Origin of the sequence: Aquimarina sp. MAR_2010_214 (assembly GCF_002846555.1) — a bacterium.
Classification (GTDB): Bacteria; Bacteroidota; Bacteroidia; order Flavobacteriales; family Flavobacteriaceae; genus Aquimarina.
The window spans coordinates 5896520-5920411 of the sequence record NZ_PJMS01000001.1 but is presented as its reverse complement, the minus strand read 5'-3'; the positions used below and the strand labels follow the sequence as shown (position 1 = coordinate 5920411).

General features: G+C 32.8%; 27 protein-coding genes and 1 riboswitch. Of the genes, 15 read left to right on the top strand and 12 right to left on the bottom strand.

The features are described 5' to 3' along the window. The first annotated feature begins 6 nt into the window (after positions 1 to 6). From ATE84_RS25530 to ATE84_RS25490, 9 genes are all read left to right on the top strand, one after another. Positions 7 to 822 (top strand): helix-turn-helix domain-containing protein, encoded by an 816-nt coding sequence (locus tag ATE84_RS25530; RefSeq protein WP_101450662.1) that lies wholly within the window; start codon positions 7 to 9, stop codon positions 820 to 822. Between the two features lie 75 nt (positions 823 to 897). Further along, the gene (locus tag ATE84_RS25525) at positions 898 to 1395 is read left to right on the top strand and encodes a VOC family protein (RefSeq protein WP_101450660.1); all 498 of its coding nucleotides are present in this window, start codon (positions 898 to 900) and stop codon (positions 1393 to 1395) included. Between the two features lie 332 nt (positions 1396 to 1727). Then, positions 1728 to 2156, top strand: a complete 429-nt coding sequence (locus ATE84_RS25520) for a hypothetical protein (RefSeq protein ID WP_101450658.1) — start codon at positions 1728 to 1730, stop codon at positions 2154 to 2156. 39 nt (positions 2157 to 2195) lie between these two features. Then, complete coding sequence (locus ATE84_RS25515) at positions 2196 to 2561, top strand: DUF2200 domain-containing protein (RefSeq protein ID WP_101450656.1); 366 nt, start codon at positions 2196 to 2198, stop codon at positions 2559 to 2561. Positions 2562 to 2663: 102 nt separating this feature from the next. Continuing rightward, the gene (locus ATE84_RS25510) at positions 2664 to 3419 is read left to right on the top strand and encodes a hypothetical protein (RefSeq protein WP_101450654.1); all 756 of its coding nucleotides are present in this window, start codon (positions 2664 to 2666) and stop codon (positions 3417 to 3419) included. Positions 3420 to 3569: 150 nt separating this feature from the next. Beyond that, complete coding sequence (locus tag ATE84_RS25505) at positions 3570 to 4937, top strand: dicarboxylate/amino acid:cation symporter (RefSeq protein ID WP_233195894.1); 1368 nt, start codon at positions 3570 to 3572, stop codon at positions 4935 to 4937. Between the two features lie 266 nt (positions 4938 to 5203). Then, positions 5204 to 5749 carry an RNA polymerase sigma factor gene (locus tag ATE84_RS25500; RefSeq protein WP_101450652.1) on the top strand — a complete coding sequence of 182 codons (546 nt, stop codon included), beginning with the start codon at positions 5204 to 5206 and terminating at the stop codon, positions 5747 to 5749. Continuing rightward, positions 5746 to 6162 carry a hypothetical protein gene (locus tag ATE84_RS25495; RefSeq protein WP_101450650.1) on the top strand — a complete coding sequence of 139 codons (417 nt, stop codon included), beginning with the start codon at positions 5746 to 5748 and terminating at the stop codon, positions 6160 to 6162. The genes ATE84_RS25500 and ATE84_RS25495 overlap by 4 nt, the downstream gene beginning before the upstream one ends. 14 nt (positions 6163 to 6176) lie before the next feature. Beyond that, entirely contained in the window at positions 6177 to 6395 is a 219-nt protein-coding gene (locus ATE84_RS25490) for a hypothetical protein (protein ID WP_101450648.1), read from the top strand. A 105-nt stretch (positions 6396 to 6500) separates the two neighbouring features. On the opposite strand, the gene ATE84_RS25485 is transcribed toward ATE84_RS25490, so the two are convergent. After that, positions 6501 to 7373, bottom strand: a complete 873-nt coding sequence (locus tag ATE84_RS25485) for a winged helix-turn-helix domain-containing protein (protein ID WP_101450646.1) — start codon at positions 7371 to 7373, stop codon at positions 6501 to 6503. Between the two features lie 182 nt (positions 7374 to 7555). Here ATE84_RS25485 and ATE84_RS25480 point away from each other — a divergent pair, with 182 nt between their 5' ends. The 6 genes from ATE84_RS25480 (at position 7556) to ATE84_RS25455 (ending at position 14206) form a co-directional block, all read left to right on the top strand. Further along, complete coding sequence (locus ATE84_RS25480; RefSeq protein WP_101450644.1) at positions 7556 to 8161, top strand: hypothetical protein; 606 nt, start codon at positions 7556 to 7558, stop codon at positions 8159 to 8161. Between the two features lie 169 nt (positions 8162 to 8330). Beyond that, positions 8331 to 9374: a dienelactone hydrolase gene (locus ATE84_RS25475; protein WP_101450642.1), complete on the top strand. Its 1044-nt coding sequence runs from the start codon at positions 8331 to 8333 to the stop codon at positions 9372 to 9374. Between the two features lie 183 nt (positions 9375 to 9557). Beyond that, complete coding sequence (locus ATE84_RS25470; RefSeq protein ID WP_101450640.1) at positions 9558 to 10625, top strand: AraC family transcriptional regulator; 1068 nt, start codon at positions 9558 to 9560, stop codon at positions 10623 to 10625. Positions 10626 to 10689: 64 nt separating this feature from the next. Further along, the gene (locus ATE84_RS25465) at positions 10690 to 11838 is read left to right on the top strand and encodes an NAD-dependent epimerase/dehydratase family protein (RefSeq protein ID WP_101450638.1); all 1149 of its coding nucleotides are present in this window, start codon (positions 10690 to 10692) and stop codon (positions 11836 to 11838) included. 570 nt (positions 11839 to 12408) lie between these two features. Next, on the top strand, positions 12409 to 13533 hold the full coding sequence (locus ATE84_RS25460) for an AraC family transcriptional regulator (RefSeq protein ID WP_101450636.1): 1125 nt from the start codon (positions 12409 to 12411) through the stop codon (positions 13531 to 13533). Between the two features lie 103 nt (positions 13534 to 13636). Beyond that, positions 13637 to 14206 carry a hypothetical protein gene (locus ATE84_RS25455; RefSeq protein WP_101450634.1) on the top strand — a complete coding sequence of 190 codons (570 nt, stop codon included), beginning with the start codon at positions 13637 to 13639 and terminating at the stop codon, positions 14204 to 14206. A 145-nt stretch (positions 14207 to 14351) separates the two neighbouring features. On the opposite strand, the gene ATE84_RS25450 is transcribed toward ATE84_RS25455, so the two are convergent. The 11 genes from ATE84_RS25450 to ATE84_RS25405 all read right to left on the bottom strand — a co-directional run bounded on the left by ATE84_RS25450 (position 14352) and on the right by ATE84_RS25405 (position 23761). Then, the gene (locus ATE84_RS25450) at positions 14352 to 14801 is read right to left on the bottom strand and encodes a hypothetical protein (RefSeq protein WP_101450632.1); all 450 of its coding nucleotides are present in this window, start codon (positions 14799 to 14801) and stop codon (positions 14352 to 14354) included. A gap of 1 nt (position 14802) precedes the next feature. Then, entirely contained in the window at positions 14803 to 15399 is a 597-nt protein-coding gene (locus ATE84_RS25445) for a superoxide dismutase (RefSeq protein WP_101450630.1), read from the bottom strand. A 3-nt stretch (positions 15400 to 15402) separates the two neighbouring features. Continuing rightward, on the bottom strand, positions 15403 to 15579 hold the full coding sequence (locus ATE84_RS26420) for a hypothetical protein (protein ID WP_158237336.1): 177 nt from the start codon (positions 15577 to 15579) through the stop codon (positions 15403 to 15405). 346 nt (positions 15580 to 15925) lie between these two features. After that, positions 15926 to 16864, bottom strand: a complete 939-nt coding sequence (locus ATE84_RS25440) for a sirohydrochlorin chelatase (protein ID WP_101450628.1) — start codon at positions 16862 to 16864, stop codon at positions 15926 to 15928. Between the two features lie 77 nt (positions 16865 to 16941). Beyond that, positions 16942 to 17664 (bottom strand): uroporphyrinogen-III C-methyltransferase, encoded by a 723-nt coding sequence (gene cobA, locus ATE84_RS25435; RefSeq protein ID WP_101450626.1) that lies wholly within the window; start codon positions 17662 to 17664, stop codon positions 16942 to 16944. Between the two features lie 2 nt (positions 17665 to 17666). Then, positions 17667 to 18482, bottom strand: coding sequence for an NAD(P)-dependent oxidoreductase (locus tag ATE84_RS25430; RefSeq protein WP_101450624.1), 816 nt, complete (start codon positions 18480 to 18482; stop codon positions 17667 to 17669). After that, positions 18469 to 19290 carry a ferredoxin gene (locus tag ATE84_RS25425; RefSeq protein WP_101450621.1) on the bottom strand — a complete coding sequence of 274 codons (822 nt, stop codon included), beginning with the start codon at positions 19288 to 19290 and terminating at the stop codon, positions 18469 to 18471. The genes ATE84_RS25430 and ATE84_RS25425 overlap by 14 nt, the downstream gene beginning before the upstream one ends. 96 nt (positions 19291 to 19386) lie before the next feature. Beyond that, positions 19387 to 19575: riboswitch (cobalamin riboswitch) on the bottom strand. A 175-nt stretch (positions 19576 to 19750) separates the two neighbouring features. Then, positions 19751 to 20275 (bottom strand): AAA family ATPase, encoded by a 525-nt coding sequence (locus ATE84_RS25420; protein ID WP_101450619.1) that lies wholly within the window; start codon positions 20273 to 20275, stop codon positions 19751 to 19753. A 77-nt stretch (positions 20276 to 20352) separates the two neighbouring features. After that, positions 20353 to 21297, bottom strand: a complete 945-nt coding sequence (cbiB, locus tag ATE84_RS25415) for an adenosylcobinamide-phosphate synthase CbiB (RefSeq protein WP_101450617.1) — start codon at positions 21295 to 21297, stop codon at positions 20353 to 20355. Then, a complete protein-coding gene (locus ATE84_RS25410) occupies positions 21279 to 22301 on the bottom strand; it encodes a histidinol-phosphate transaminase (protein ID WP_101450615.1) in 1023 nt (340 codons plus the stop codon). The genes cbiB and ATE84_RS25410 overlap by 19 nt, the downstream gene beginning before the upstream one ends. Then, positions 22298 to 23761: a cobyric acid synthase gene (locus ATE84_RS25405; RefSeq protein ID WP_101450613.1), complete on the bottom strand. Its 1464-nt coding sequence runs from the start codon at positions 23759 to 23761 to the stop codon at positions 22298 to 22300. Before ATE84_RS25405 ends, ATE84_RS25410 begins: the two co-directional genes overlap by 4 nt. Positions 23762 to 23892 lie beyond the last annotated feature (131 nt).

The following is a 23892-nucleotide window of genomic DNA, read 5'->3' as shown; positions in this document are numbered from 1 at the left end:
CAGCTCATGAATTATCAAACTTTTCAGCCTCATCCAGATTTAGAATCGCTAATTAGTTGTTATTGGACTTTGGAAGTTCCTGCAGCAGTGGATACCCAAAGACAACGAATAATTCCTGATGGTACAATCGAAATGGTATTTATACTTGGAGATGATATAAAACGATATACTACCGAAGATAATTTCATTATACAACCTCGTTCAATGGTGCTTGGACAAACCATTGACCCTTTTTATATAGAACCAACGGGATATGTCAACACATTTGCAATCCGTTTTTATCCTTATGGTTTTGCCAATTTCGTAACTGTACCAATCAGAACGTTGGCAAATAAGGAAACACCAATTGAAATATTATTTGGAGAAAAAACCGCCAAAAAATTAGAACAAGACATCATTCAAGCAACAGATACAAAACAAAGAATAGAGATCATAGAATTTTTTCTTCTGAATAAACTTAGTGAGCAGGTCACGGTCGACAATATTGTTAAAACAACCATAGATACCCTCTTGTCAACAAAAGGAAGTACATCTATACGTGATATTCTTAAAGAAGATGTATCTAAAAGGAGACAACTAGAAAGAATGTTCGTAAAACAAATAGGGATCAGTCCGAAACAGTTAGGTAAAGTAATTCGGTTACAAAGCGCACTAAAAATGTTGCTTAGCGAAGAAGGAGAAAGCCTCACTAATATTGCTTATGAAAGTGAATACTACGACCAGGCGCATTTTATCAAAGATTTTAAGGAGTTTACAGGAATTAGTCCAAAAGAGTTTTTAGGGAATGAAAACATGACGCTTTCTTCCATTTTCTACAAATGAATTAGATCTGTCGCATTTTTACAATTTCGTTTCTTATAGGTAGTTTAACTTTACCTCTACATTTAATTAATAAACATGAGAAGAACAGTATGTAGCCTTTTTATTGCAATATTAATCTTGGGTTTTACTGCTTGTAATAGCAAAGATAAACCCGAATTAGAAAGACAGAAAAGTGATTCAACTATAAATCAAAGTGCAAAAGCCATGAAAAGTTATGTTTCAATTTTTGAAATTCCAGCAACAGACATTTTACGAGCAATCGAATTTTATCAGGCAATTTTGGATATAAACATTGAGAAAATGGAAATGCCAGGTATGGAAATGGGTATATTTCCATACGAAGGACAGATGGTTACTGGTGTTATCATGAAAGGAGAAGGTTTCCAACCTTCGGCAGATGGTGTAACTATATACCTAAATGGAGGAGACAACCTTCAGGTAATTCTTGATAAAGTCGAGAAAAATAGCGGTAAAATCATTATTCCCAAAACACCTCATGCTGATGAAAGCGGATATTTCGCAATGTTTCTTGATTCTGAAGGAAATAAAATGGGGTTACATTCCCCAAATTGATTAAACCCGGATTATGCATTAGAAAATCTATTACGCCTTGAAACTACTTCAAAATATACCGTTGCACTACATTTTTCAGTTTAACCATAGCGATGCTATGCTAAAACAAAAAAAATGCCATATTTCATGGTACTTTCAAGTCTCATAACGAAGTTCTAATGCATAATCCGGGTTGAAGAAAAAAGCAAACGCAAAATAAGGTATAATAGCAATAGCGGTTCGAGTACAAACTCGAACTGCTATTGTATTAAATAGGTATATTGCTATTTAAAAGCAGGTGCTTTTAGATAAAACTGTTACCAATAATAGTAAACAAAAAGATCAAACTGAATATGCAAATAACATTAGAATATTGGAATACTTTAGCTAACCAAACTATTCTGATAAGTTCTTTATTGAGTGGTTTTTCTATTACTGTAGTTGCTAATCTATTGGTTTCTGACAAGAAAGATAAACTAACTAATAAAATTTTAAAATCTGCAACGTTATCTGCTGGTTGTTTTCTCGTCACTGTGTTTGCAATGATACAAATCTCAATGATGGCTACATCAGGAGGATATTTAAAAGATGTTGTTGCAAAGGACTTTTTAATTCCTAGAATAATTGGAATACTGACTTTTATGATCGGACTCTTTTCTCTAACGGTTATGATTTCATTATCAGGATGGACAAAATCAAAAAAAATCGGGATATTTACAACCGCTGTTGGAATATTAACATTGCTACTAATTTTCACAACAATGACAAGAATAAGTTTTTAATTAAGGGTAATGCACTAAACAACATTATAAACACAAAACATGAGCAGCACAAAACATCACGATGAGCGTATTTCAAAAATGACATTTGCATCGGTGTATCCACATTATCTTGTCAAGATCGAGAAGAAAGGCAGAACAAAAGAAGAGTTGCATCAAGTAATTGAATGGTTGACCGGTTATGATAAAAAAGAACTGCAAGAACTGATGGAAGAAAAAGTAACTTTTGAAGTGTTTTTTCGGAATGCTTCTGTAAACCCTAATGCTACCCTTATTACTGGTGTAATCTGTGGCTATCGAGTAGAGGATATCGAAAATCTGTTAACGCAACGAGTGAGATATTTGGACAAATTAGTAGACGAATTGGCAAAAGGGCGTAAGATGGATAAGATTTTGCGAGTTGGGTAAGCACTATACGCATTTATACAAGAATAAATCTTACTATCTTATTGAAATGTAACGTTTTGGTGTAATTGAACTCTTATATTTAATCAGTTAAATATAAAAATCATGCAAGCATCAATCAAAAAAAACAAATCCCCATTTTATTCAAACCTCTTTTTTTTACTATTTCTGTTTTTCTCCTCTAGTACTATTTTTGCACAAAAAGAACAGCTTTGGTTTGGAACCTACACAGATGAGAATGGAAAAGTACATCAAGGCAGGTATAATATAATCAAGGATGGTAGGGCTTTAACTAGTATCATTCTCGCTCCGTATGGCAAACCTCCAATGGAATTCACGGTTATCAAAAACGATACAGTTCAAAGATTTGTAGAGATTTCTTGGCCCAATATGCCTAAACGAATAGCAACTCTTATTCAATATACAGATGGTTATTATGCAGGAAATTTTGAAGACGGAACAAAAATACTCCCTATGGTCATTAAAGAATTTAACTTTCAAGATGCACAACTACAAGGAAATTGGTTTAAACCTAGTGAAATTGAAGTGAAAATTATAGAAAACACGATTAAACTACTTGGGTCTACGGAAGATTGGAATAAAAACGATAATAGAGTATGTGAATCTAATAACACCTATAGTTTATTTTGCGCACTCTATGAATCATCTATTGTTATTGATGGAGAATATCGTCATTTAAGGCCTGCGGTAAAATTTGTTAGGGATGCCATACAAGAAAAATACCCTAAAAAATATGACCATGTTTTAGTGGATTTTAATAATGCAGCAGAAATATCTCTAAAAGAATTACATGAAATTTTAAAGTTAGCGAAAGAAAATCTGATTAATGCTATACAATAACTAGTATATAATACCTCAAGTATGTGGTCATAGGAGTAACATGATTAATCGAAGGTTCTTGTATATTTGTTATGGAGTAGAAATTTTGGAAATAAAAAGATATAAAATCAATACAGGGTCGTTGATAGCTTGGTAATATTTTGCATTACTATGTCACAAACTGCAGTTGACAAACATTTTATAAATCATACCATGCTAGAAATTAGACCTCTTAATAATTTGTCAGTCTATTTGGATCGCCTTATAAAAGGTCGTTTATGGCTTAAGGTAATTATTGGATTGATTTTAGGTGCTGGAGTTGGCATCGTAATCAACCCGTCTACTGGGTTTGTTCCAGAGAATTTTAGTTTATCATTAGCCAATTGGCTCGACTTACCAGGTCAAATATTTATGAGGTTAGTTCAAATGATTATGATCCCCTTAATATTTGCTTCTATTATTTCGGGAATTGTAGGAAACACATCTGAGAATCTTAAAGCCTTTGGAATAAAACTGTTATTGTATTTTGTTTTCACTACAGTTATCGCTATCACTATTGGTTTGATTGTCACATTCATCATGAAACCCGGGCAATATGTTTTCAAGCTGGGAGGATTTCCAAACAGTGGAGAAAAACTAATTGAACCCAATGAACAAACGAACCTGATTGAAAACATTCCAGATACTATTTCTAAGCTCATCCCAAATAATCCACTAGAGTCTATCTTAATGGGAGAAATGCTTGGTGTAGTGATATTTACCATAATAATTGGTGTCGCGATTACCCAGCTCAATCATGACACAGCAAGGCCTATCATTCGTTTTGTCGAAGCGATTCAGAAGATTTGCATGATTGTAGTTTCATGGGCGATGATGCTCGTGCCATATGCTGTATTTGGCTTAATAGCCGCCTTGTTATCCAAAATAGGCATTGAAATATTTCTTGGTTTGGGTTACTATATGATAGTTGTTATTCTGGGTTTGACTCTCTTAATGATATTCTATTTAATAATGGTATTTGCTTTCACACGTAAGAACCCCTTGAAATTTTTGAACTTGATCCGTGAGCCTCAACTATTAGCATTTTCTACCGCTAGTTCTGCAGCTGTTATGCCGGTATCTATGAAAACAGCAGATGAAAAATTAGGAGTATCCTCTAATATTAGTGACTTTGTTATTCCTGTTGGGGCAACGATAAATATGGACGGTACTGCTCTATTTCAATGTGTGACCACCTTGTTTTTGGCACAAGCTTATGGTATTGAGCTGTCGGTGATAAACTTAATATTAATAACTACTACAGTTGTAGCCGCGTCTATCGGAACACCTGCTATTCCAGGAGGAGGTGTCATCATTCTTGCATCAGTGCTACAGAGCGCAGGAATTCCAATAGATGGACTGATTATTATTATTGGTATAGATAGAATTTTAGGAATGTTTAGAACAGCAGTTAATGTGACTGGAGACCTAACTGCGAGCGTAATTTTCAATAAATTTTATGGCTCGGATAAAAATATAACATTTGCCAACAAAAAATAGATATCATTAAAACAAGTGACTGTTCAAACTGTTGTATTTCATTAGAAAAACTAACACATGAATTTGTATTTACTAAATTAAGTGTTTAAAATACGGATTCTTACGTTTTAGTCTAAACTCTTTTTTTTACTGCACGGCTTATATAGTGGCTAGTAAAAAGAAACACTCCAACATAAATTTTATTTTTTTTAAAATATATATTGAAAAATGCAATAGATTAAAAAAGTGTCGTCTTTCTAATTGAAGACCCTTCATAAAAGGTTTTAATGAATTTGGAATCAGAAAACAGTAAAAAACTAACCGACTTTTTTGGAAGAGAATATGAATCTCTCAAGAGGTATGTGAAAACTAAAATAAGTGACACAGCCAATCGCGATGCAGAAGATATCATCCAGGATGTTGCTTTAAAATTATTTTCGGGAGCAGATCGATATGCACCTATAAATAATGTAGCTGGTTTCGTTTACAGGTCTATAAAAAACAAAATTATTGATGTGATGCGAACCACAAAAAAGACAAGTTCGATAGATATTGATAAAGATTTAGTAGAGTTAGCAGAGGTACTACACCAATCAACCGACAATTACACTTCGGATCAAATGATAGTAGTGTTAAAAAGGTGTATCGAACAGCTTAAACCAGCCTATAAAGATATTATCATAGCTGTAGATTTTGAAGGGTATACATATAGAGAAATTTCAACTAAAACAGGAATTTCTATAGGAACACTAATGTCTAGAAGACATAGGGCAGTTGGAGTATTATATAAAAAAATAGAAGTAGAGATTAATAAAAATAAAAATATATCATGACAAATTTTTTCACTCATAAATTCAGAAAAAAGTCACCAATAGAGATTGTAGGAATAATTATTTTTGGTGCAATTGCTATAACAGGATTAGCCATTTTATTTGGCTTCGTTATTATGTGGTTATGGAATTGGCTTATGCCCGAGATTTTTGGACTGACTACTCTTACCTATTGGCAAGCTGTAGGAATGTTTATATTACTAAAAATATTTCTTGGAGGTTGTGGCAGTAGTGGCAGTAAAAAATCATCAAAAGATTCGAGTGATGACTGTAAAAAAGATTCGAAAACTGATTTTTCAAAATGGAAATACTATGATAAGTTTTGGAAAGAAGAAGGTGATGAATATTACAAACAATATATAGAAAGACAATCAAATCAAGTGCAAGAGGACACTTCAAAACCAGAATCAGAATAACATTAAATTTCAATATGGAATTACTAATATTTCGAACAGATATTAAATCAAAGAAAAAGGTTAAATCATTAAAACCAGTACTTAACAATCATTCAGATATTATTAAATGGTCGATTGATCTAGAAGATATTGATAATGTACTTAGAATTGAGGCTACAACAAATCTATCAGAAGTGGATGTTATTGATCTAGTACAAATACAAGGATTTTATATCAAAACATTGTCGGATTAAAACTATTATCGTAAAAACTTGTTGTTACCCTTAATTGTAATAACAAGTTTGGAAAGCCAGCTCGATCCTGAAAAATAGAATTTTAAAAAATAAAATAATTAATGCTTAAGGTTTTATCTCCAACTTATACCCTATACCATGAATGTTTATTAGTTTAATAGTCTGGTCGTCTTTTAATTTTTTACGCAGTTTAGAAATATATGTATCCAGGCTTCTCCCTACAATTACGCCATTGTCTTCCCATACTTTTTTAATCAATTCATCTCGTTTAACAATTTGATTAGGCTTTGCCACAAAAATCTCTAGCAGCTCACATTCTTTTTTTGAAAGACTAATTTCAACAGTTTGTTTAATCAATTTATGTTGCTCAGGATAAAACTGGAAACTACCTATAGATGCATAGTTTGCGCCACTTTTATTAGTAACATGAAGCTGCTTTCTTCTATATAAAACCAACAAAAGGAGTATCAACACAATAAAAAGTAACCCATAGATTAATGTCTGTTTACCGAAGGAACTAGATTGGGGTTGGGTTTCGGTAAATCGTACTTCGATCGTATAGCAACCTTTTGGTAAAAATCTTCCACCACAAGGAATAATATCTCTAGTAATATCATCCTTAATTAGGAAGCTATATGGAACTTCTTGATCAAAACATCGTAACACCTCAACACGATATTGTTTTGGTAATCCAGCTTTTTGAAAACTTTCTTTTATAATAGAAGTCAAATCACTGGGGTCAAATGAAAGTGAATTTTCAAAAGAAAGTTGATACTTTGATTTTTTTAATTCGATTACAGGTAAAACTAAAGAAGTACTATCTTGATTGGTTAGCAATAATTGATTGCCAACATCGCGTAATGCAATTTTCACTAGTTCTGAGAATTCTTCTTTTTGCTCTTTTATATCAGAGAACCCCAAAATGAAAAAAATAATACCCGACAGAATTCCTAATACATATATCTTTTTGTGTTCCATGTGTTACAAATAACATACAATCTTATGAGATTTTACAGTAGTTGACACTTCTTTGACATTTTTTTGACACTTTTAAGTCACTGTTCGATTTAGCTTTACTAAAAATAAAAGTAATATAAGGAAAATCATAAGTAAGCATGTCCTTATCATCATAATAAAGAACAAATTAAAACAATCAAAAAATGAACAAATTTATAATCGTATTTATAGTACTATTAAGTACTGGTTGTGCTAAAAACAATCCGGTGGGTACTGTAACAACAAAAGCAACGCAAACAGATACCGCCAAAACAACAACCGTTAACAAAATGGATGACCCGTATGCGTTAGCGTTAAAAATTGATACTACCGATAAGAATGAGCATAGCCTCATTGTTTCGATAGATCTATACGATAAAGCCTTTTTTGTATCTCCACACTCTAATGGTAATTTTTTGGGTCGTTTTGCTCTTTCGTTAGACGAAACTAAGAGCCTTGTCATGAAAGATTCAATTATAGAATTCCCGAAATCGTTAGAAAGTTATGATCCTTTTAGTGACAGATGGGTAAACTTTGTGAAACGTAATACCACCTACACCCAGAAACTTACCATTGACTCGCAAAAAGATTTTGAAGTATTTGGTTTGATCAAATTTGTCATTGAACCACGTTGCACCATGGAAAAAGTAAAATTCGTTATTTCACAACGTTCAGGAGTCTTATCTATAGAAGAACTAGATAGATCAACTTACTTTGGGGTTTTTTCGGATATGGTATGCGATGTATATGGACCAAATAAGAAAGAGTAAAGTTTATGAGAATATAAAAATATCGTTGGATTGAAAGCTAGAGGGCAGAGGATTCTTGATACTATTTTCCTTAAGCTATATGAACAATAAAAACATGAAATACCTGGTGGAAGTGTAACAAATAAAATGGTTAATCATCTATACACTAATCATCACTAAAACTAGGTAAATGAATTTTTTTTCAATAGCTATTATTACTATAACTTTATTTGTTTCATGTTCTTCAGAAAAAGATAAAAGCATTCAGGTAGGGCAGAAGTCGGTAAGTTATATGGATGAATCTCGGAGTCGTCCGTTAGTGACAGAAATATGGTATCCGACTCATGATATCTTAATACAAAAAGATTCAGTTCCTAAAAAAGAAACACTTTTCAAAACTATTGAAACGATTCCAAATGCAAGTTTACTTGGCGATAAACTTCCTTTATTGTTAGTCTCACATGGAACTGGGGGTAATAGATTTTCATTGACCTGGTTTATTGAAAAAATGGTAAAAGAAGGCTATATAGTTGTGTCTGTAGATCATTATGGAAACTCTACTGATAACAAATTACCAAGAGAATTTGTAAAATGGTGGGAAAGAGCAATTGATATTCAGTATGTACTTAATACTGTTTTGGAGGATGAATTTTTTAACAAAAAGATTGATACTACGAAAATAGGAGGTGTTGGTTTTTCTTTAGGAGGTTATACTAATATTGCTCTTGCAGGAGGGTATGTTGATAGAAATAAAAGGAAAACAGATAAAATAAGTGATGTTGAGAGAAAAGCACCACCAGAATTCCCAAATACAGATGAAATTATTGATTTTGAAAAAGATAGCCTTATCGTTTCATCCTATATTAAATACAAAGACAAGGTAAAAGATAAAAGAATAAAAGCATTTTTTGTGATGTCACCAGCTATTGGGTTTGGGTTTCACTCTAAACAACAAACGCAATCGATTACCGCTCCTATATACATAGTCGCAGGTAAAGGAGATACTAATACGCCTGTTAAGCAAAATGCTCTTCATTATCATAATTTGATACCGACTAGTGAAGTGCATTTATTTGATGAAAATGTTGATCATTATGTGTTTTTAAACGAACCCACAGAACTGGGAAAAAAAGTTATTCCTGCAATTACAATAGATCATCCCAAAGTAAATAGAAAAGAAATACACAAAAAAACACTAAACCTTGCAATTGATTTTTTTCAAAAAAATCTATAAAACCATTTAATCATGTTTTGTAGAAACCAATAGTAAATGCCTATTATAATTCATGTATAGGTATGAAAGAATGTTGTACTACGTTTTTAGAGTTAAAGATTTCTTGAAATTAAAGATGAAATCATATTATCTTTCTATAATTTTATTACTATCTGGTAACATAAGTCAAAATCTATAATAAAAATGTCTAATGTATTAGTCGTAATTTTAGGAATTGGATCTATTCAAAGTATTTTGTTTGCGATACTTATTATATTGAAAAAGAAAAGAAAACCATCTGATCTGATTTTGTTGATTTGGTTTTTAGTATTTTCTATCCATTTATTATTAGGGATAAGTAAAAGATTATACCCAACTCATATAACCGGGATATTAATAACAACAATGAGTTTTTTGCATGGTCCCTTTTTTCTGTTTTATACCAAATCTTTATTTAATCAATATATTCCTAAAACCAACCTTTTACATTTTTCACCATTTGTAATTTTTACCTTTTTCAGTTTTTTTATTAGACAAGAATCAGAATTATTATGGGAAATAATAATTCTAATAGCAAAATTGATTTCTTTAACTTTTTATCCATTGTACATACTATATTCATATTATAAAACAGATAAATTTTTGAAGGCTAATAATGCTAATAGTAGTATGCTTGAACTGTCCTGGATTAGAATCATTGCGGTTTTATTTCTTATAAGTACAGGGATTAGTAGTGTAAGACTAATAATCGAACTTATAGTAGGAGTAGCATATTTTGAAGTTTGGGATGTTTTACGATATGTTATTCTCGTAACTGTAATCGGATTTTATGGGTTGAAATATGGTATGGTATACCGACCAGAAGTACCTTTTGATACTGCTATTGATAAAAAGAAGTATAAACATAGTCCACTCAAAAACGATGAGATAATTATGTTCATAGATTCTATTAATCATTTTTTCAAAGAAAATAAAGCGTATCTACATCCTGATTTTTCATTAGCTGTTTTGTCAGAATCTGTAAACATTCCTAAGCATCATCTTTCTCAAATCATAAATTCTGAAATGAATACTACTTTTTATGATTTGGTCAATATCAAAAGAGTAGCATATGCCATACGAAGAATAAAGGAAGGGAATAAACCAAATTTAACTTTAGAAGGGATTGGCTATGAGTGCGGGTTTAACTCTAAATCGGCTTTCTTTCATCATTTTAAAAAACATACAGGGAAAACTCCTGGACAATTCAAAAAAGAAATAAGTACTGATTAATTAATAAGTTCCGTTATTCTCTTACTTGCCCTCATATTTGTATTCTAACATAATATGAATTACCATGAATAAAAGAGATTTTATAAAAACTTTGGGGATTGCTTCAACCATTACTTTTTTAAACCCAATAACCGCTTCGGGACTTAAAATGTTTGGCGATACTAATAAAAAAGTACTTATTCTGGGAGGAAGAGGATTTTTGGGTCCTACTATTGTCGAAACATTTTTAGCATCAGGTTATGAAGTAACATTATTGAACAGAGGGAAAACGAATCCCGAACTTTTCAAGTATTTACCTGTTATCATTTGTGACCGAGAAAAAGAAAATAAGGAAGGACTTAAAAATATTGATAAAAAACATAAAGAAGCGTATTGGGATATTGTTGTAGATACATGGCAGAAATCTCCAAAAGCCGTTTCAGATTTCCTTGAAGAGTTTAAAGGGCAATTTGGACATTATCACTATATATCTACTATTTCTGTTTATGACAAATGGGATAAAAAGTTTATTGAAGAATCAGAACCTTTAAACCCATTGCCAGAATTCCCAAAAACAATAGGCGAAGATTTTAGATATGCCATAAGGAAAACATTCGCTGAAGAAGCCATTAGAGAACGGATAGATAATTTTACGATATATAGATCTCATGGGATGAAAAGTTCTAGAGTTACTCATCCAGGTAACCCAAATGAAGAGCCTTTTTGGCCGGTTAGATTTTATAGAGGAGGAGAAATACTATTGCCAAATGTTCATAATCATCACATGCAGGTTACAGATGTAAAAAGTTTGGCAAACTTTATCGTTCATTGTTCAGAATCAAAAATATATGGCGCATTCAATGTCGCTTCTAATCCAACCCCTTTTAAAGATTATGTGTCCTGTCTCATTCATGCTACAAGTATGCCAGAAAAACTACATTGGATTGATGGAGATTTTCTTATAAAAAATGGGATCCTTCCTTATAAGATAATGCCTTTATGGAGGTCAAAACCTGTAGGAATGTATTATTTTAATGTTCAAAAAGCAATCAATGCAGGATTAGTAAATCGTCCTATGGTCGAAATGACATCTGATCAATTAGAAGGATACAAAAGTAGATATCCCAAAAATGATATTGTATTTGGAGAAGTAATACAGGGAAAACAAATAAAATACTATAGTGCTGGAAAAGAAAAAGAAATCATAAAAAAATGGGTATCCAGACCAAAATAAGCCTTCAGGAAATATTGATAAAAACAACCTGAAAATGTACAGATAGACTAAATATAGTAATCTATATATCACATAAATGCTTCAACTAGAATTAGGGTTAATATCGTGAAACAATGAGTGAATATACCTATAACTCCCCCTTGTCAATAAGGGGGACGTCCCATATCGATATGGGGTCAAACCCGGCCAAAGGTAGTTCGAAGTATTACATTAATTCTTCGAGCTGATCCTTTAACGCTTCGAAGCTATATAATGAGGAGTAAAAGTGATCATTTAAGAGTTTTTTGTGATGTTTTTAGAGGTAACGACCTCAAAAAAGGTGGTTCGAACTACCTTTTTAATCCTTCGAACTACTTTGGTAACCCTTCGAAGTACCTTGTAAATTCTTTAGAAGTAGCACTTCGATTGCTCGAGCTAGCATTTTGTCCAATCAATCACCTTGTTTATCATTGGGAGAGTACCTTGATAAGGTATAGACAGACCTATGCAAGGCCTCTTAACATAAAAAATGCAACATCATTTTACTTTTTGCAGTCTTAATTAAAAACCTGTATTGTTCAAAAATAGATAATGAAGCTTCTTGTAGATTTTGTTTTAGTTGGTGGTGTTATCATTATAGCAATACTGTTATTGCTATTGATAAAATCAAAAAAGAAACAGTTATCACAAAAAATACTGACTGTGTTTTTTGTCTTTCTGGGATGTGTTATCCTATGTTTTTATGCACTGTTACATGATATTATTTGGTTGTTTCGAATCTGTTTTATTCCCAATGATATCACTGTTTTGGTGGTAGGCCCATTATTACTTTTGTATATAAAATCGTTATTCTTAAAAGAAGAAAATCTGGTAAAGAATTCGCTTCCACATTTTATTCCAGCGGCATTATATACTGTTTTTATTGCAGTTCCAACATTGTTATACGGTATATTTAGTATAGATAGATTGTCATATATACTATCAGATTTTATATATTTTTTTATCAGAATTGGAGATTTACATTTGATGTTATATCTCATTATCTCACTACGATTACTATCAAAATATAGGAAGTTGATGAAATCTAAATATTCAAATCTAACCAAATATGATTTTAATTGGATAAGAATTATGTTGCAGGGCGCACTGTGTGTCATTAGTATTGATGTAATGCTCAAAATTTACGAATCCTTTTATGGTGATTTTGATTGGAATGCAGATTTTGTTTCTGTAATAACAATGATCATTCTAATTTCATTTTTGGGATATTATGGGGTAAATCAATCTAGCGTATTATTGCCGGATTATTTATTAGAAGAAGATCAATTCACTACCAATAAGTCAAAAAATACTTTGCCAAGTTTTAAGAAAGAAGAATTTGAAACATTAAAAAGTAAACTAGAACTCATTTTAGTAACAAATCGTCCTTATTTGGATGAAGATTTAACTCTAGGGAAATTAGCAAATCAAATTTCTACAACAGATAAAAAACTCTCTATGTTGTTAAATCAATACATGAATACTACATTCTATGACTTAATTAATACATATCGAATTAATGCGGTAAAAGAAAAAATACAGTCAGATTTATATGATAATTATAATCTATTTGGGATTGCATGTGAGTGTGGTTTTAAGTCAAGAACTAGTTTTAACAGGATTTTCAAAAAAGAAACAGGATGCTCTCCTTCGGTTTATAAAAAGCAATTTTCGTAAAATAGTATCTTTTTTTAGAAAAAGAGCACCACTGCATCTATCGGTCAACCAAAGCGCTTATAAATTCATTGATTTGCTATTGAATTTATAAACATATAATACAATGAAAAAAATCATATTGACTTTGGCCTTTTGTGCATTCACGCTACTTGTGAGATCTCAAAATGCTAGTGTAGAGCAATCAACATTTGGAATACAAACAGGGTTTGCAGGATTCTGGATATATAATGAGTTAAAACTATCAAATCAAATAGCATTAAGAAGTGAGTTAGGTTTTGATGCCCGAAATGGAAAGAGCGATTTTTATCCAGACACAGGTTTTTTATTAACCACTGTAGTTACTCTAGAACCTCGTTGGTACTATAATTTGGCTAAGCGCGAAAGTAAATCAAAACGCATAGATGGTAATAGTGGTAATTTCTTTTCTCTAAAAACGAGTTTGCATCATTCTGATCTGCTACTTGTTTTAGATAATAAAGAAGATACCAAAATAGTGACAGATCTATCTATAATTCCGACTTGGGGAATTAGAAGAAACATAGGGAAACATTTTAATTATGAGGCTGGAGTAGGAGTGGGATATATCCATTATTTTTCTAAAAATGCCGGATTCTCAAAAGATAAAGGCGAAGCTGCTATAAATTTGCATTTGCGTATTGGTTATCAATTTTGATAGATAAATGGCATAACAGAAATAGCTGTTTTTAAGTATTACTAAACTACTATTTTACTTAGGTGAGTTTGATATAATAACTATTGATTTTAACAAATAGTAATTGAATCCAGATATTATATCGAACTCACGTTTTTGGTAGTAATTAATGACTTTCTATTAACTGTTCTTTTAATACGGTAAATAATAGTTCCTGTTGTTTTCTGTCTCCTCCATTTTCCTTTACAAAATTTATATAGGCAATGGTAGCTCTTTTTAGTTCTGTTTTAATTTCATTTATGTTTAAGTCTTTATTACTGGATAAATGTAAAAGGTAATAGACGACTCTTTTAAGTGTGTTTTCAGCTTCTTCAAGCTGTTTCAATTCCTTATAGGTATTAGCAATGTTATTGCAAGAAATGATATATATCTGTATAAATGGAATATGATCTCGAATACAATCCGACTGGTTTATATTTAATATTTCAGCTCTGTAGAGAGCGTCTTTATAGCCTAATAATGCTTCGTCGAGTTTACCTTTATTAAACAAAATGTTAGAAGTTGTTATTTTGGATTTCCAATAATTTTCAATATGATTAGTACATAATTCACTCATCTTATTTTAGATTTTGATTAGCAAAACTCCAGTTTACAATCTCCCAAAAACTTTCTACAAATTTTGGACGTGCATTACGATAATCAATATAGTAAGCATGTTCCCAGACATCAAGTGTTAGGATAGGGGTTTTGTTTTCTATTATAGGAGTTTGAGCATCTTTCAGGGATAGAATTTCTAATTTTCCTTCCTGGTTTTGCACAAGCCAGGTCCAACCTGCACCAAATAATTTAATGGCACTGGTAGAGAATTGCTTTTTAAATTTTTCGAATGTTTCAAAATCTCTTTCGATAAGTTTTTTGATCTTTCCATGTGGTTTTTTTCCTTCATCTGGAGATAAACAATGCCAGAAGAAGCTATGATTCCAGTGCTGTGCAGCATTATTGAAAAGGAGAGTATCATTATGTTGAAACCCATATTGGATAATTTCTTGTACCGTGACGTCTACTAATGGAGTGTCTTTTATCAATGTATTTAAATTATGTACATAAGCTGCATGATGTTTTTCATAATGGTAATCAAAAGTTTCTTCTGTGACCATAGGAGCAAGTGATTTTTTGTCATACGGTAGATCTGGTATTTGTTGTGTAATCTTCATGTTTTAATTTTTGTGTTTATATTTTTTTGATTTCAAAATCTTTATTGCTTTGGTTATTTCTGTGACTTTTGATAATTCGGAGATTCCTTTTCTGATATCTTTTTGCAGAAGATTTTTATTCATGATTTCACGGTTTAACTGCCATTTTTTTATCTCTAATAATTCAATAGCGTAGTCCATGTATAAGTATATAAAATATTAGCTGTGTAAAACTAAAAAAGTTAGTGTTGACTAACAAATTATATTTTATAAAATATTTATAAAATCCATAGCGCTATAATTACCTATAATGATAGATCCAGAATGAGAGAATGTTTTTAATTATAGTATTGATAATTAGTATTTACTATAATAAATAGATTTTAGGAAGAAACAAAAGCGAATAGATACATCCCAAATCAATACTTAAATAGAGATGAGGATATCTAGTGGAGAACCCATACTGTCACATAAGGTTTGTATTGTATATGTCTTGAGTTTAGCGCTCTATTTTTGGTAAAATTATAAGAATTGAAATTCTGAAGATTTAAATCCCCAATACCTTCTTGATTTTGCTACCCAATGAGTTTTTTACTTCACCGGGTTTCTCATCTTCTTCAAAAAGGATACCTTTTACATTAAGGTGGTGCCCAACTTGTTCTTTACCAAAATCTTGTTCAAATCCTACCACTTGTTTTCGATATTTACAAAGTTGACAATTCATATGGGCAGTACCGCTTTTGGCTTCTTCTAAACGCTCGTCAAAAGCTTTCATCAATAATTCATCGGTACCAAAAGGGTCTGTATAGATATATTCTAAGGCAGAAGATGTATTCATATCGGTGACATGGCCATAAATACGTTCTAGTAATACTCCTGTAAAAAAGAAAAAAGGAATAACGATAGTTCGTTTAAATCCTAATTTTTCAATCATTTGTAGCGATTCATCGACTTTGGGATAGGCTGTTCCACTGTAAGCTGTGGTAGCAAATCCAAATCCCATTCCTTCCCAAAGCATACTGGTTAGTTTACATACATCACTATTGGCATCAGGATCAGTTGTCCCTCTACCCACAACCACCAGGCAGGTTTCTTTTCGATCTAGTTTAGATAAAGTAGCTTCGGTCTCTTCAATTCGTTTTACAGCAAGATCCAACAAAAAGGAATTGACACCAATGTGTTTTCCCATAGCAATGGAGAGATCCTCGTGATAACTTTGAATGGTGTTCAATTCATAAGGGATATCATTTTTTGCATGAGACCCAGCAAATAAAATTACGGGTAAAGCATATATTTTTCGAATTCCGTTTAGGTACATGCGCTCTACAGCAGCCTCGTAAGTAGGGTGATTAAATTCTAAAAAACCATAATCTACTTCATAGTTACTCTCATAACGTTCTTTTAGGATACTTACTAGTCGTTTAAAAGAAGTGATGGCAGCTTCTCTACGACTTCCGTGTCCACAAAGTAATATTCCTTCTTTCATTGTTTTTATTTATAAATTGAATTATCGACTATAGTTGAAAATGGATTCCAGTCTGCACTGGAATGACAAACATTAATTTACCGAATAGGATTAGCTCCAATAAGTAACACCACAGGCATTTGTAATGTGCTGTTTTTGATCTGTTCTTGTATATTCCCTAGCGTTCCTGTTATAATTTCCTGATTAGATCTCGATACATTAGAGGCTGCATTAACTGGGATAGTATCGTCTTCGCATACTTCTAAAAGTTTAGGGATAATCCTATGCAGGCTTTTAAGTCCCATATATATAGAAATGGTATTTCCGGCTTTAAGCATATGCGCAATCCCCGTTAGTTGTTCAAAAGAATAATCAGCAGTATGTGCCGTACATATCAGCATGGCATTAGACTTATTCCTTTCAGTAATGGGGATATTAAAAATATTAGCAGCTGCCAGTGCTGCAGAAATACCCGGAATCACCTCAAAAGGAACATTTTTTTCTGTTAAATATCGTGCTTCTTCAGCCGCTCTTCCGTAGACATAAGGATCACCAGATTTAAGGCGAACTACTTTTTTGCCTTTCTGGTAATGAGCACAGAGTAATTCATTGATCTTTTGCTGGCGTTCTATTTGATCCGAAGTGTCTCCAAATTTACGCCCCACATATACTTTTTCTCCAGTTGTATTAATTGCTAAAATAAGATCTGAAACGAGATTATCATGAAAGATCACATCTGCTTCTTTGATAAGACGAGATGCTTTTACAGTTAATAATTCTGGATCTCCCGGGCCAGCACCTACTATGGCTATAATATTCATGATCAAATCAATTTTAAAGGATCAGGGTGAATATAAGAATATCCTAAAAGTGTTTTACTTTTGGTATTGGAGATAATCTTATAGGCTTGCTTTTCTTGTTTGATAAAAGTAGGAGGGGTAAGCCCTATTTTTTGGGCAGCAAGTGTATAGTATTCTTTTCGTATCGGGTGTTGGTCTGCGCAACCATTTATAATTTCTCCCCAGGCTTCTTTTTCTATAACCGCATTAATTAATCCAATACAATCCTCTCTATGAATTACATTAATAGGAACATCTCCATTCTGGACTTCTTTTTTATTGGCAAGAAATCGACCTGGTAAGCGATCATCACCAATAAGACCTGATAATCGAATAATGGTCACTCTATTTTCAAATTGTTCTTGCAATAATTGCTCTACAGCCGCAACAGCCTTTCCTGATTCTTTTTCGGGAGAAACAACGAGTGTTTCAGTTACTTCTCCATTTGTGTTTTGGTATACCGAAGTAGAGCTGATAAAGATTATTTTTTGAGTATCAGAAATAAATGGAAGTATACTTTTTATTTGATCTTGGTATATTTCTATAATATTAGGAATTCGTTTAGGAGGAAAATTGATGATGACAATTTCACTTCCTGATAGAAAATCTACGTATTCTTTTTCCGAAGATTCACCAAGTGTAAAAAGATAAGGTGTAATTCCTTCAGTTTTTAGCTTGTCGATTTTACTTTCTGTGGTTGTAGATCCTTTTACCGTATCTCCATTGGTAATTCGATCTATTGCCAATGGTAATCCTAACCACCCACAACCTAGTATACTTATATGTTTAGACTTCTTCACTGATTCTTATATGATTTGGTGACATCCCCAGATAGACAGTAAGGATATGTTCCCAGGTTACTGTATCCTCATCTTTTATCCAAAATGTGACCAGGTGTTTTCCTTTTTTGTTTTTCAGGCGTATTGCTTTGGTAAAGATAGTAGATTTTTTAAGCCAGATCACTTCTGCAACACTTACTTTACGATCGGCTATCTCTTCTGAAATGTCTTTTGGAATTCCGGCGATCGTTAATTGCAACTGAAGCTCTTCTCCAGTAATTTTTACCTCATAATCATCGGTGTAATCTACCAGATGAGGCGATTTTATTTCAATGGTGGCTGCGTCGTATTGTTGCACAGCAATAGGTTTTGGTTCTTGAAATAAGTACTTAAATAAAGGATAAAGGTGTTGATCAGAAGCAAAAGACCGGGCTATCAAAGCTTCTCCTAATACTGTATCTGTTTTATCTTTAAAAGTAACAGGAGCAATGGTTTTTTCATTCTCGGTTAGTAAGACCGACCATCCTTCTTTATATAATAAGTATTCTTCTACAGGTTGATCTTCTTCTAAGTGAGATTTCAAAATTGAAACAGCTTTATCAGGAGTCAGGTTTTTGTACCAAAAATTACCAGGTTGTACGATCCAGGTTGGTGCATCTTCACATCGACCATTACATCTTGTTTTAATAGTATGAGTAGCATCCCAAAGCCCTTTGTTACGAAGATATGCTCTGGCTTCACGTATAGCGATTTCACCTTTTGCTTTTTTGCAAGACCCTCCATCACAAAATTGAAAGGTGGTGTTTACTTTACTTAGATTTTTTCCCATAATTAAAAAATAAAAACAGGAAGAGAAGTCAAAAATAAGATTGCTTTACGAATGTACATAAAGCTATTCAAGACCAACCCTTTACCCGAGAGTTAATAGTATATTTTGATTTATGGCAGGTCTCCTGACTTTACACAATTATGATCACCTTCCCATAGTTGCACTACAGTGGCATATGGATCATAATTTTAGATATGTATTACAGTTGCGGGAACAGTTTTGGATTTTCACCAAATTCCCTTTTCATCTTTTGTTTCCAAAAGAACCGTAAATCAACAGCGAAGATACTTTTTTTGTTTAAGAACTCATTTAAACTTTTTCAATTAGCTAAAAAATTGCTCTTTTGCATCTGTTTTTTGCCTTTTCTTCCTTCCATAGCTCTGCTATGCAACTCAAAAAAGCCTTCTTTCAAATACAAAATTGCTAATTTTCGCTTTAATTTATAAAGTCCAAACGAGTTCTAAATAAATGATTGGATAAAATCTACACGTTTTGTTAAAGTTGTTTTAGGTACTACCTCTATTGTAAATTTGAAGTTTTGATAGACTTGTACAAGACATTGATGAATATGTAGTGCTTCCTGATAAGATTGAGGACGTTGGGGATCGTTGATATAGATTTCTTCCCAGGGTGACATTAAAAATACCGTAGATACATAATGTGTTTTGAACGGAAAGTCCAACAGATATTCTGGAATAGGATGAGATTTTGCTTTTAGATAGGCAATAATATCAGGCAGTCCTCGATCTACAAATATATTTTTTTCGATAGGAATCTGTAGCTCTCTGACCGTTTCTTGATAGACTAAATTAGCAAAGCAAGGAAGATCCCCCCAAGGAGTTTTGTCACTTTTTATTTGTTGTTGTTCAAGTATTATTTTTCTCGAAATTTCAGAAAAGCACTGATGTCCATTAGCTTGTAAGGCTTGGATTAAACTTGTTTTTCCGGTTCCCGGTGCTCCGGTGATGATATATCTTTTGGGCATATTTTTTTAGATGCTAGAATTTAGACCGTTTCACTATTAGATTTTAGATCTTTTTCTAATAAATCGAAAAATTATTGTCACGCTATTATAGATGAATAAAGAAAATAATAAACCACACAAATTAAAAGGACAAATGTAAAGGTTACTTTTTGATTGATCCTTGCTACCGTTTTTATTTCCCGATCTTTCAGGATTCGATCATTCGTTCCTATAAACGGTTTATCAACTAATTTTCCGTGATAATAATTAGGTCCACCAAATTTACAATCCAGAATCGCGGCCAGAGCAGCTTCGGGATATCCGGCATTAGGACTAGAATGTTGTTTGCCATATTGTACTACAAAAGAGATTTTATGAAGTTTACCAGTTACCAGTAACATTAGAAATGCCGTAATTCTAGCTGGGATATAGTTAACCATATCGTCTAATTTTGCAGCAAATTTCCCAAAATGTATATACCTATCATTTTTGTAGCCAATCATAGAATCAAGAGTATTGATCATTTTATATCCCATAGCACCGGCCACACCAAATAATGCATAATAGAAAAGAGGAGCAATAACTCCATCACTAAGATTCTCTGATAATGTTTCGAATACCGCTGTTTTTATTTGTTGCGGATTTAATTGGTCTGTTTCCCGACCCACAATCCATGACAGTCGTTTTCTACCTTGCTCTATTCCTTCTTGTAAAGCTGTGAAAACAGCCTTGCCTTCCTCTATTAAACTTTTATTTGCTAAGGCGTAGAACACAAATACAGAGGTGAACGTATAATATGCAATTGTATATGAGGAAATGAGTTTTTGAGTATAATAAAAAAATGCAACTGTGCTTGCGAGTAACCCAATGGTAAGCACCATTCCTTTTATAAAAGCAAAAGGGTTTGTGTTTAGTTTTTTTTCGCCAAAAGCAATACTATTCCCGAATAACCGTATGGGATGAGGAAGCCACCTGGGATCTCCCAATATCAAATCGAGAATATACCCAATCACTAAGGGAATAATTACTGTAGCGTACTCCATTGCTGTAAAGCGTGAATTAATAGTTCATTTTTCTCGGGGTTCTGACTGGCAATACGAATGTAATGACCGCCCAGACCTCTGAAATTCGATGCATCTCTGATCAATAATTGATGGGTATGTGCTAAATAATCTTTGAGATGAGGAGCACTTGGTGTTTCTAGTTTTACTACAAAATAATTAGTATTTGATGAGGTAACAGTAAATCCATCTAATCTATCAATTTGTTGTTGTAACTGAATGCTATACCCTAGAAGAGTTGCCATATCCGGGTATAAGGCCTTATAGTTTTTAAATATATATTTCCCTGCTTCGATTGCCATGGTATTAACACTCCACGGTATTTTAGAATGCTGTAGTTTTTCTCCTATTTCTGCACTACACAAAATATATCCTAACCTCAATCCTGGTATCGAAAATAATTTGGTTAGTGATTTTATGATAATGAGATTGGCAAACTTTTCGAGAAGCTTGACACAAGATTTGATCTTATGGGTAAACTCAATATAGGCTTCATCGACAACAAATATTGTATCAGGGAAATCGGTTACTAATTTCTCTATTTCTAAAACCGTATTGCTAAAACCATCAGGATTGTTAGGGTTACAGAGAAATACGAGATCTTCCTGAAAAGAGGTGTTTAGTACTTCAGAACGATCAAAGTGCTTGATTTTCATGCTACTCCTTAAACAAGCATCTTCATACTCAGAAAAGGTAGGAATACCTATGGCTGCTTTTTTACCAGAAAAAAGAGGAGTTATATTATAAAAAGCTTCTGTAGCTCCGTTAGTTATTATTACTTGTGATGAATTTAATCCATGATGATTTGCTACTTGTTGCGTTAATACATCTGCATTTGGAGTTGGGTAATTAGCAATAAGAGGTAGCTGCTCTCTAAGATATGAAAGTAACTGCTCTGAAGTCCCTTCAGGCCAAATGTTAGAACTAAAATTTGCTTTAAATGGTATTGCGTAGCGATAGCCGTCATCACCGTGTCCGTATATCATAATATGGTATGCATTTCAGAAATAATAGCGTCTAGATCAATGCTTTTTTCTAATAAAGCAGCTAACTTATCATAATTCTCTTCTTTATAGGCTTTATAATCAAAAGATGTTTTGGTATTGGTGAAATTTTGTAACAGGTCTTCAATGACAACCAAGTGATCCAAAATTCCATGAATATAGGTTCCCCAACAATTCCCCTGGATATACCCTTCTGGTTGGCCATCGATATAATTTAAGGGTTGATGATCTTCAACAGTAGTTTCTCCCATATGGATTTCATATCCCGAAATGGTTTCTGGATATTTTTTAAAAGTAAAGCTACATTGCGTAGTAATCTTCTCTGAAGTCAGCTGCGTGGTTATTGGTAAAATACCTAATCCAGGAAGCGTTTTAATATCACTTTCGACTCCCAGAGGGTCTTCTATCATTTTTCCTAGCATCTGATATCCGCCACAAATACCAATAATGGTTTTTTGTGATTTGTGAGCCTCTAATATTACCTTAGCAATGCCTTTTTCTCTAAGAAATATAAGATCCTGAATGGTGTTTTTACTACCGGGAAGTATAATAATATCAGCTTCAGATATGTTTTTGGGATCATTAGAATAAAAGAGATGTGTTCTTGCATCCTTTTCCAGTACATTAAAATCGGTATAATTAGAAATATAGGGTAATAAGACCACTACGATATTCACTAACCCATTTACTATGGTTTTTTCCTTTTTCTGTAAGGCTACAGAGTCTTCTTCTTCAATATAAATGTCACTGGCATAGGGTACAACTCCTAAAACAGGAATTCCAGTTAGTTTTTCTAATGTCTTTTTTCCATCTTCAAATAAAGAAATATCTCCTCTAAATTTGTTGATAATTACTCCTTTTACCAGTTTCTTTTCCCAGGGTTCGAGCAGGGCTATCGAGCCATATACACTTGCAAAAACGCCTCCTTTATCAATATCTGCAATAAGGTATACATCTGCGTCGGCCGCTTGTGCCATTCGCATATTTACAATATCGCGATGCTTTAGATTAAGTTCGCTAATGCTTCCTGCTCCTTCTAAAATAATAGGATTATATTTTTCCTGAAGTCGAAGAAATGCGGTTTTGGCTTCTTCAAAAAGTTGTTGTTTATTATTTCCTAAGAAGTACTCTTTACTAGTTTGATCACCAATAGGTTTGCCATGCAAAACGATTTGAGACTTATTTGCCCCAGAAGGTTTTAATAAGATGGGATTCATGTCTGTAGTGCAATCAATTTTGCATGCTTCGGCCTGTACAGCTTGCGCTCTCCCTATTTCTAATCCATCAGGGGTTACAAAACTATTAAGTGACATGTTTTGCGCCTTAAATGGAGCGGGAGCATATCCTTTTTGTTTCAGGAGTCTACAAATACCAGTAACAAGAATGCTCTTCCCAACATCTGATCCTGTTCCTACAAACATAATAGGCCGTAATTTTGTCATTCTTATGTGTGAAATGAATTGGTTTCAAAATTAGTTAAATAATCTGATGAAAAGAATTTCTGCAGAAAGCATATAAGAAATTGTATTCTTGCGCTATTCCTAAATAAATGATCTAATTGTAATCAGTTTAG

Bases quoted from the DNA above. Each gene is read 5' to 3' on its own strand.
- ATE84_RS25500 (WP_101450652.1), top strand. From the start codon at position 5,204: ATGAATTTGGAATCAGAAAACAGTAAAAAACTAACCGACTTTTTTGGA.
- ATE84_RS25470 (WP_101450640.1), top strand. From the start codon at position 9,558: ATGTCTAATGTATTAGTCGTAATTTTAGGAATTGGATCTATTCAAAGT.
- ATE84_RS25440 (WP_101450628.1), bottom strand. From the start codon at position 16,864: ATGAAAGAAGGAATATTACTTTGTGGACACGGAAGTCGTAGAGAAGCT.
- ATE84_RS26420 (WP_158237336.1), bottom strand. From the start codon at position 15,579: ATGGACTACGCTATTGAATTATTAGAGATAAAAAAATGGCAGTTAAAC.
- ATE84_RS25405 (WP_101450613.1), bottom strand. From the start codon at position 23,761: ATGACAAAATTACGGCCTATTATGTTTGTAGGAACAGGATCAGATGTT.
- ATE84_RS25420 (WP_101450619.1), bottom strand. From the start codon at position 20,275: ATGCCCAAAAGATATATCATCACCGGAGCACCGGGAACCGGAAAAACA.
- ATE84_RS25425 (WP_101450621.1), bottom strand. From the start codon at position 19,290: ATGGGAAAAAATCTAAGTAAAGTAAACACCACCTTTCAATTTTGTGAT.
- ATE84_RS25515 (WP_101450656.1), top strand. From the start codon at position 2,196: ATGAGCAGCACAAAACATCACGATGAGCGTATTTCAAAAATGACATTT.
- ATE84_RS25455 (WP_101450634.1), top strand. From the start codon at position 13,637: ATGAAAAAAATCATATTGACTTTGGCCTTTTGTGCATTCACGCTACTT.
- ATE84_RS25465 (WP_101450638.1), top strand. From the start codon at position 10,690: ATGAATAAAAGAGATTTTATAAAAACTTTGGGGATTGCTTCAACCATT.
- ATE84_RS25490 (WP_101450648.1), top strand. From the start codon at position 6,177: ATGGAATTACTAATATTTCGAACAGATATTAAATCAAAGAAAAAGGTT.
- ATE84_RS25525 (WP_101450660.1), top strand. From the start codon at position 898: ATGAGAAGAACAGTATGTAGCCTTTTTATTGCAATATTAATCTTGGGT.
- ATE84_RS25410 (WP_101450615.1), bottom strand. From the start codon at position 22,301: ATGATATACGGACACGGTGATGACGGCTATCGCTACGCAATACCATTT.
- ATE84_RS25495 (WP_101450650.1), top strand. From the start codon at position 5,746: ATGACAAATTTTTTCACTCATAAATTCAGAAAAAAGTCACCAATAGAG.
- ATE84_RS25480 (WP_101450644.1), top strand. From the start codon at position 7,556: ATGAACAAATTTATAATCGTATTTATAGTACTATTAAGTACTGGTTGT.
- cobA (WP_101450626.1), bottom strand. From the start codon at position 17,664: ATGAATATTATAGCCATAGTAGGTGCTGGCCCGGGAGATCCAGAATTA.
- ATE84_RS25510 (WP_101450654.1), top strand. From the start codon at position 2,664: ATGCAAGCATCAATCAAAAAAAACAAATCCCCATTTTATTCAAACCTC.
- cbiB (WP_101450617.1), bottom strand. From the start codon at position 21,297: ATGGAGTACGCTACAGTAATTATTCCCTTAGTGATTGGGTATATTCTC.
- ATE84_RS25505 (WP_233195894.1), top strand. From the start codon at position 3,570: ATGTCACAAACTGCAGTTGACAAACATTTTATAAATCATACCATGCTA.
- ATE84_RS25460 (WP_101450636.1), top strand. From the start codon at position 12,409: ATGAAGCTTCTTGTAGATTTTGTTTTAGTTGGTGGTGTTATCATTATA.
- ATE84_RS25475 (WP_101450642.1), top strand. From the start codon at position 8,331: ATGAATTTTTTTTCAATAGCTATTATTACTATAACTTTATTTGTTTCA.
- ATE84_RS25445 (WP_101450630.1), bottom strand. From the start codon at position 15,399: ATGAAGATTACACAACAAATACCAGATCTACCGTATGACAAAAAATCA.
- ATE84_RS25450 (WP_101450632.1), bottom strand. From the start codon at position 14,801: ATGAGTGAATTATGTACTAATCATATTGAAAATTATTGGAAATCCAAA.
- ATE84_RS25485 (WP_101450646.1), bottom strand. From the start codon at position 7,373: ATGGAACACAAAAAGATATATGTATTAGGAATTCTGTCGGGTATTATT.
- ATE84_RS25530 (WP_101450662.1), top strand. From the start codon at position 7: ATGAATTATCAAACTTTTCAGCCTCATCCAGATTTAGAATCGCTAATT.
- ATE84_RS25520 (WP_101450658.1), top strand. From the start codon at position 1,728: ATGCAAATAACATTAGAATATTGGAATACTTTAGCTAACCAAACTATT.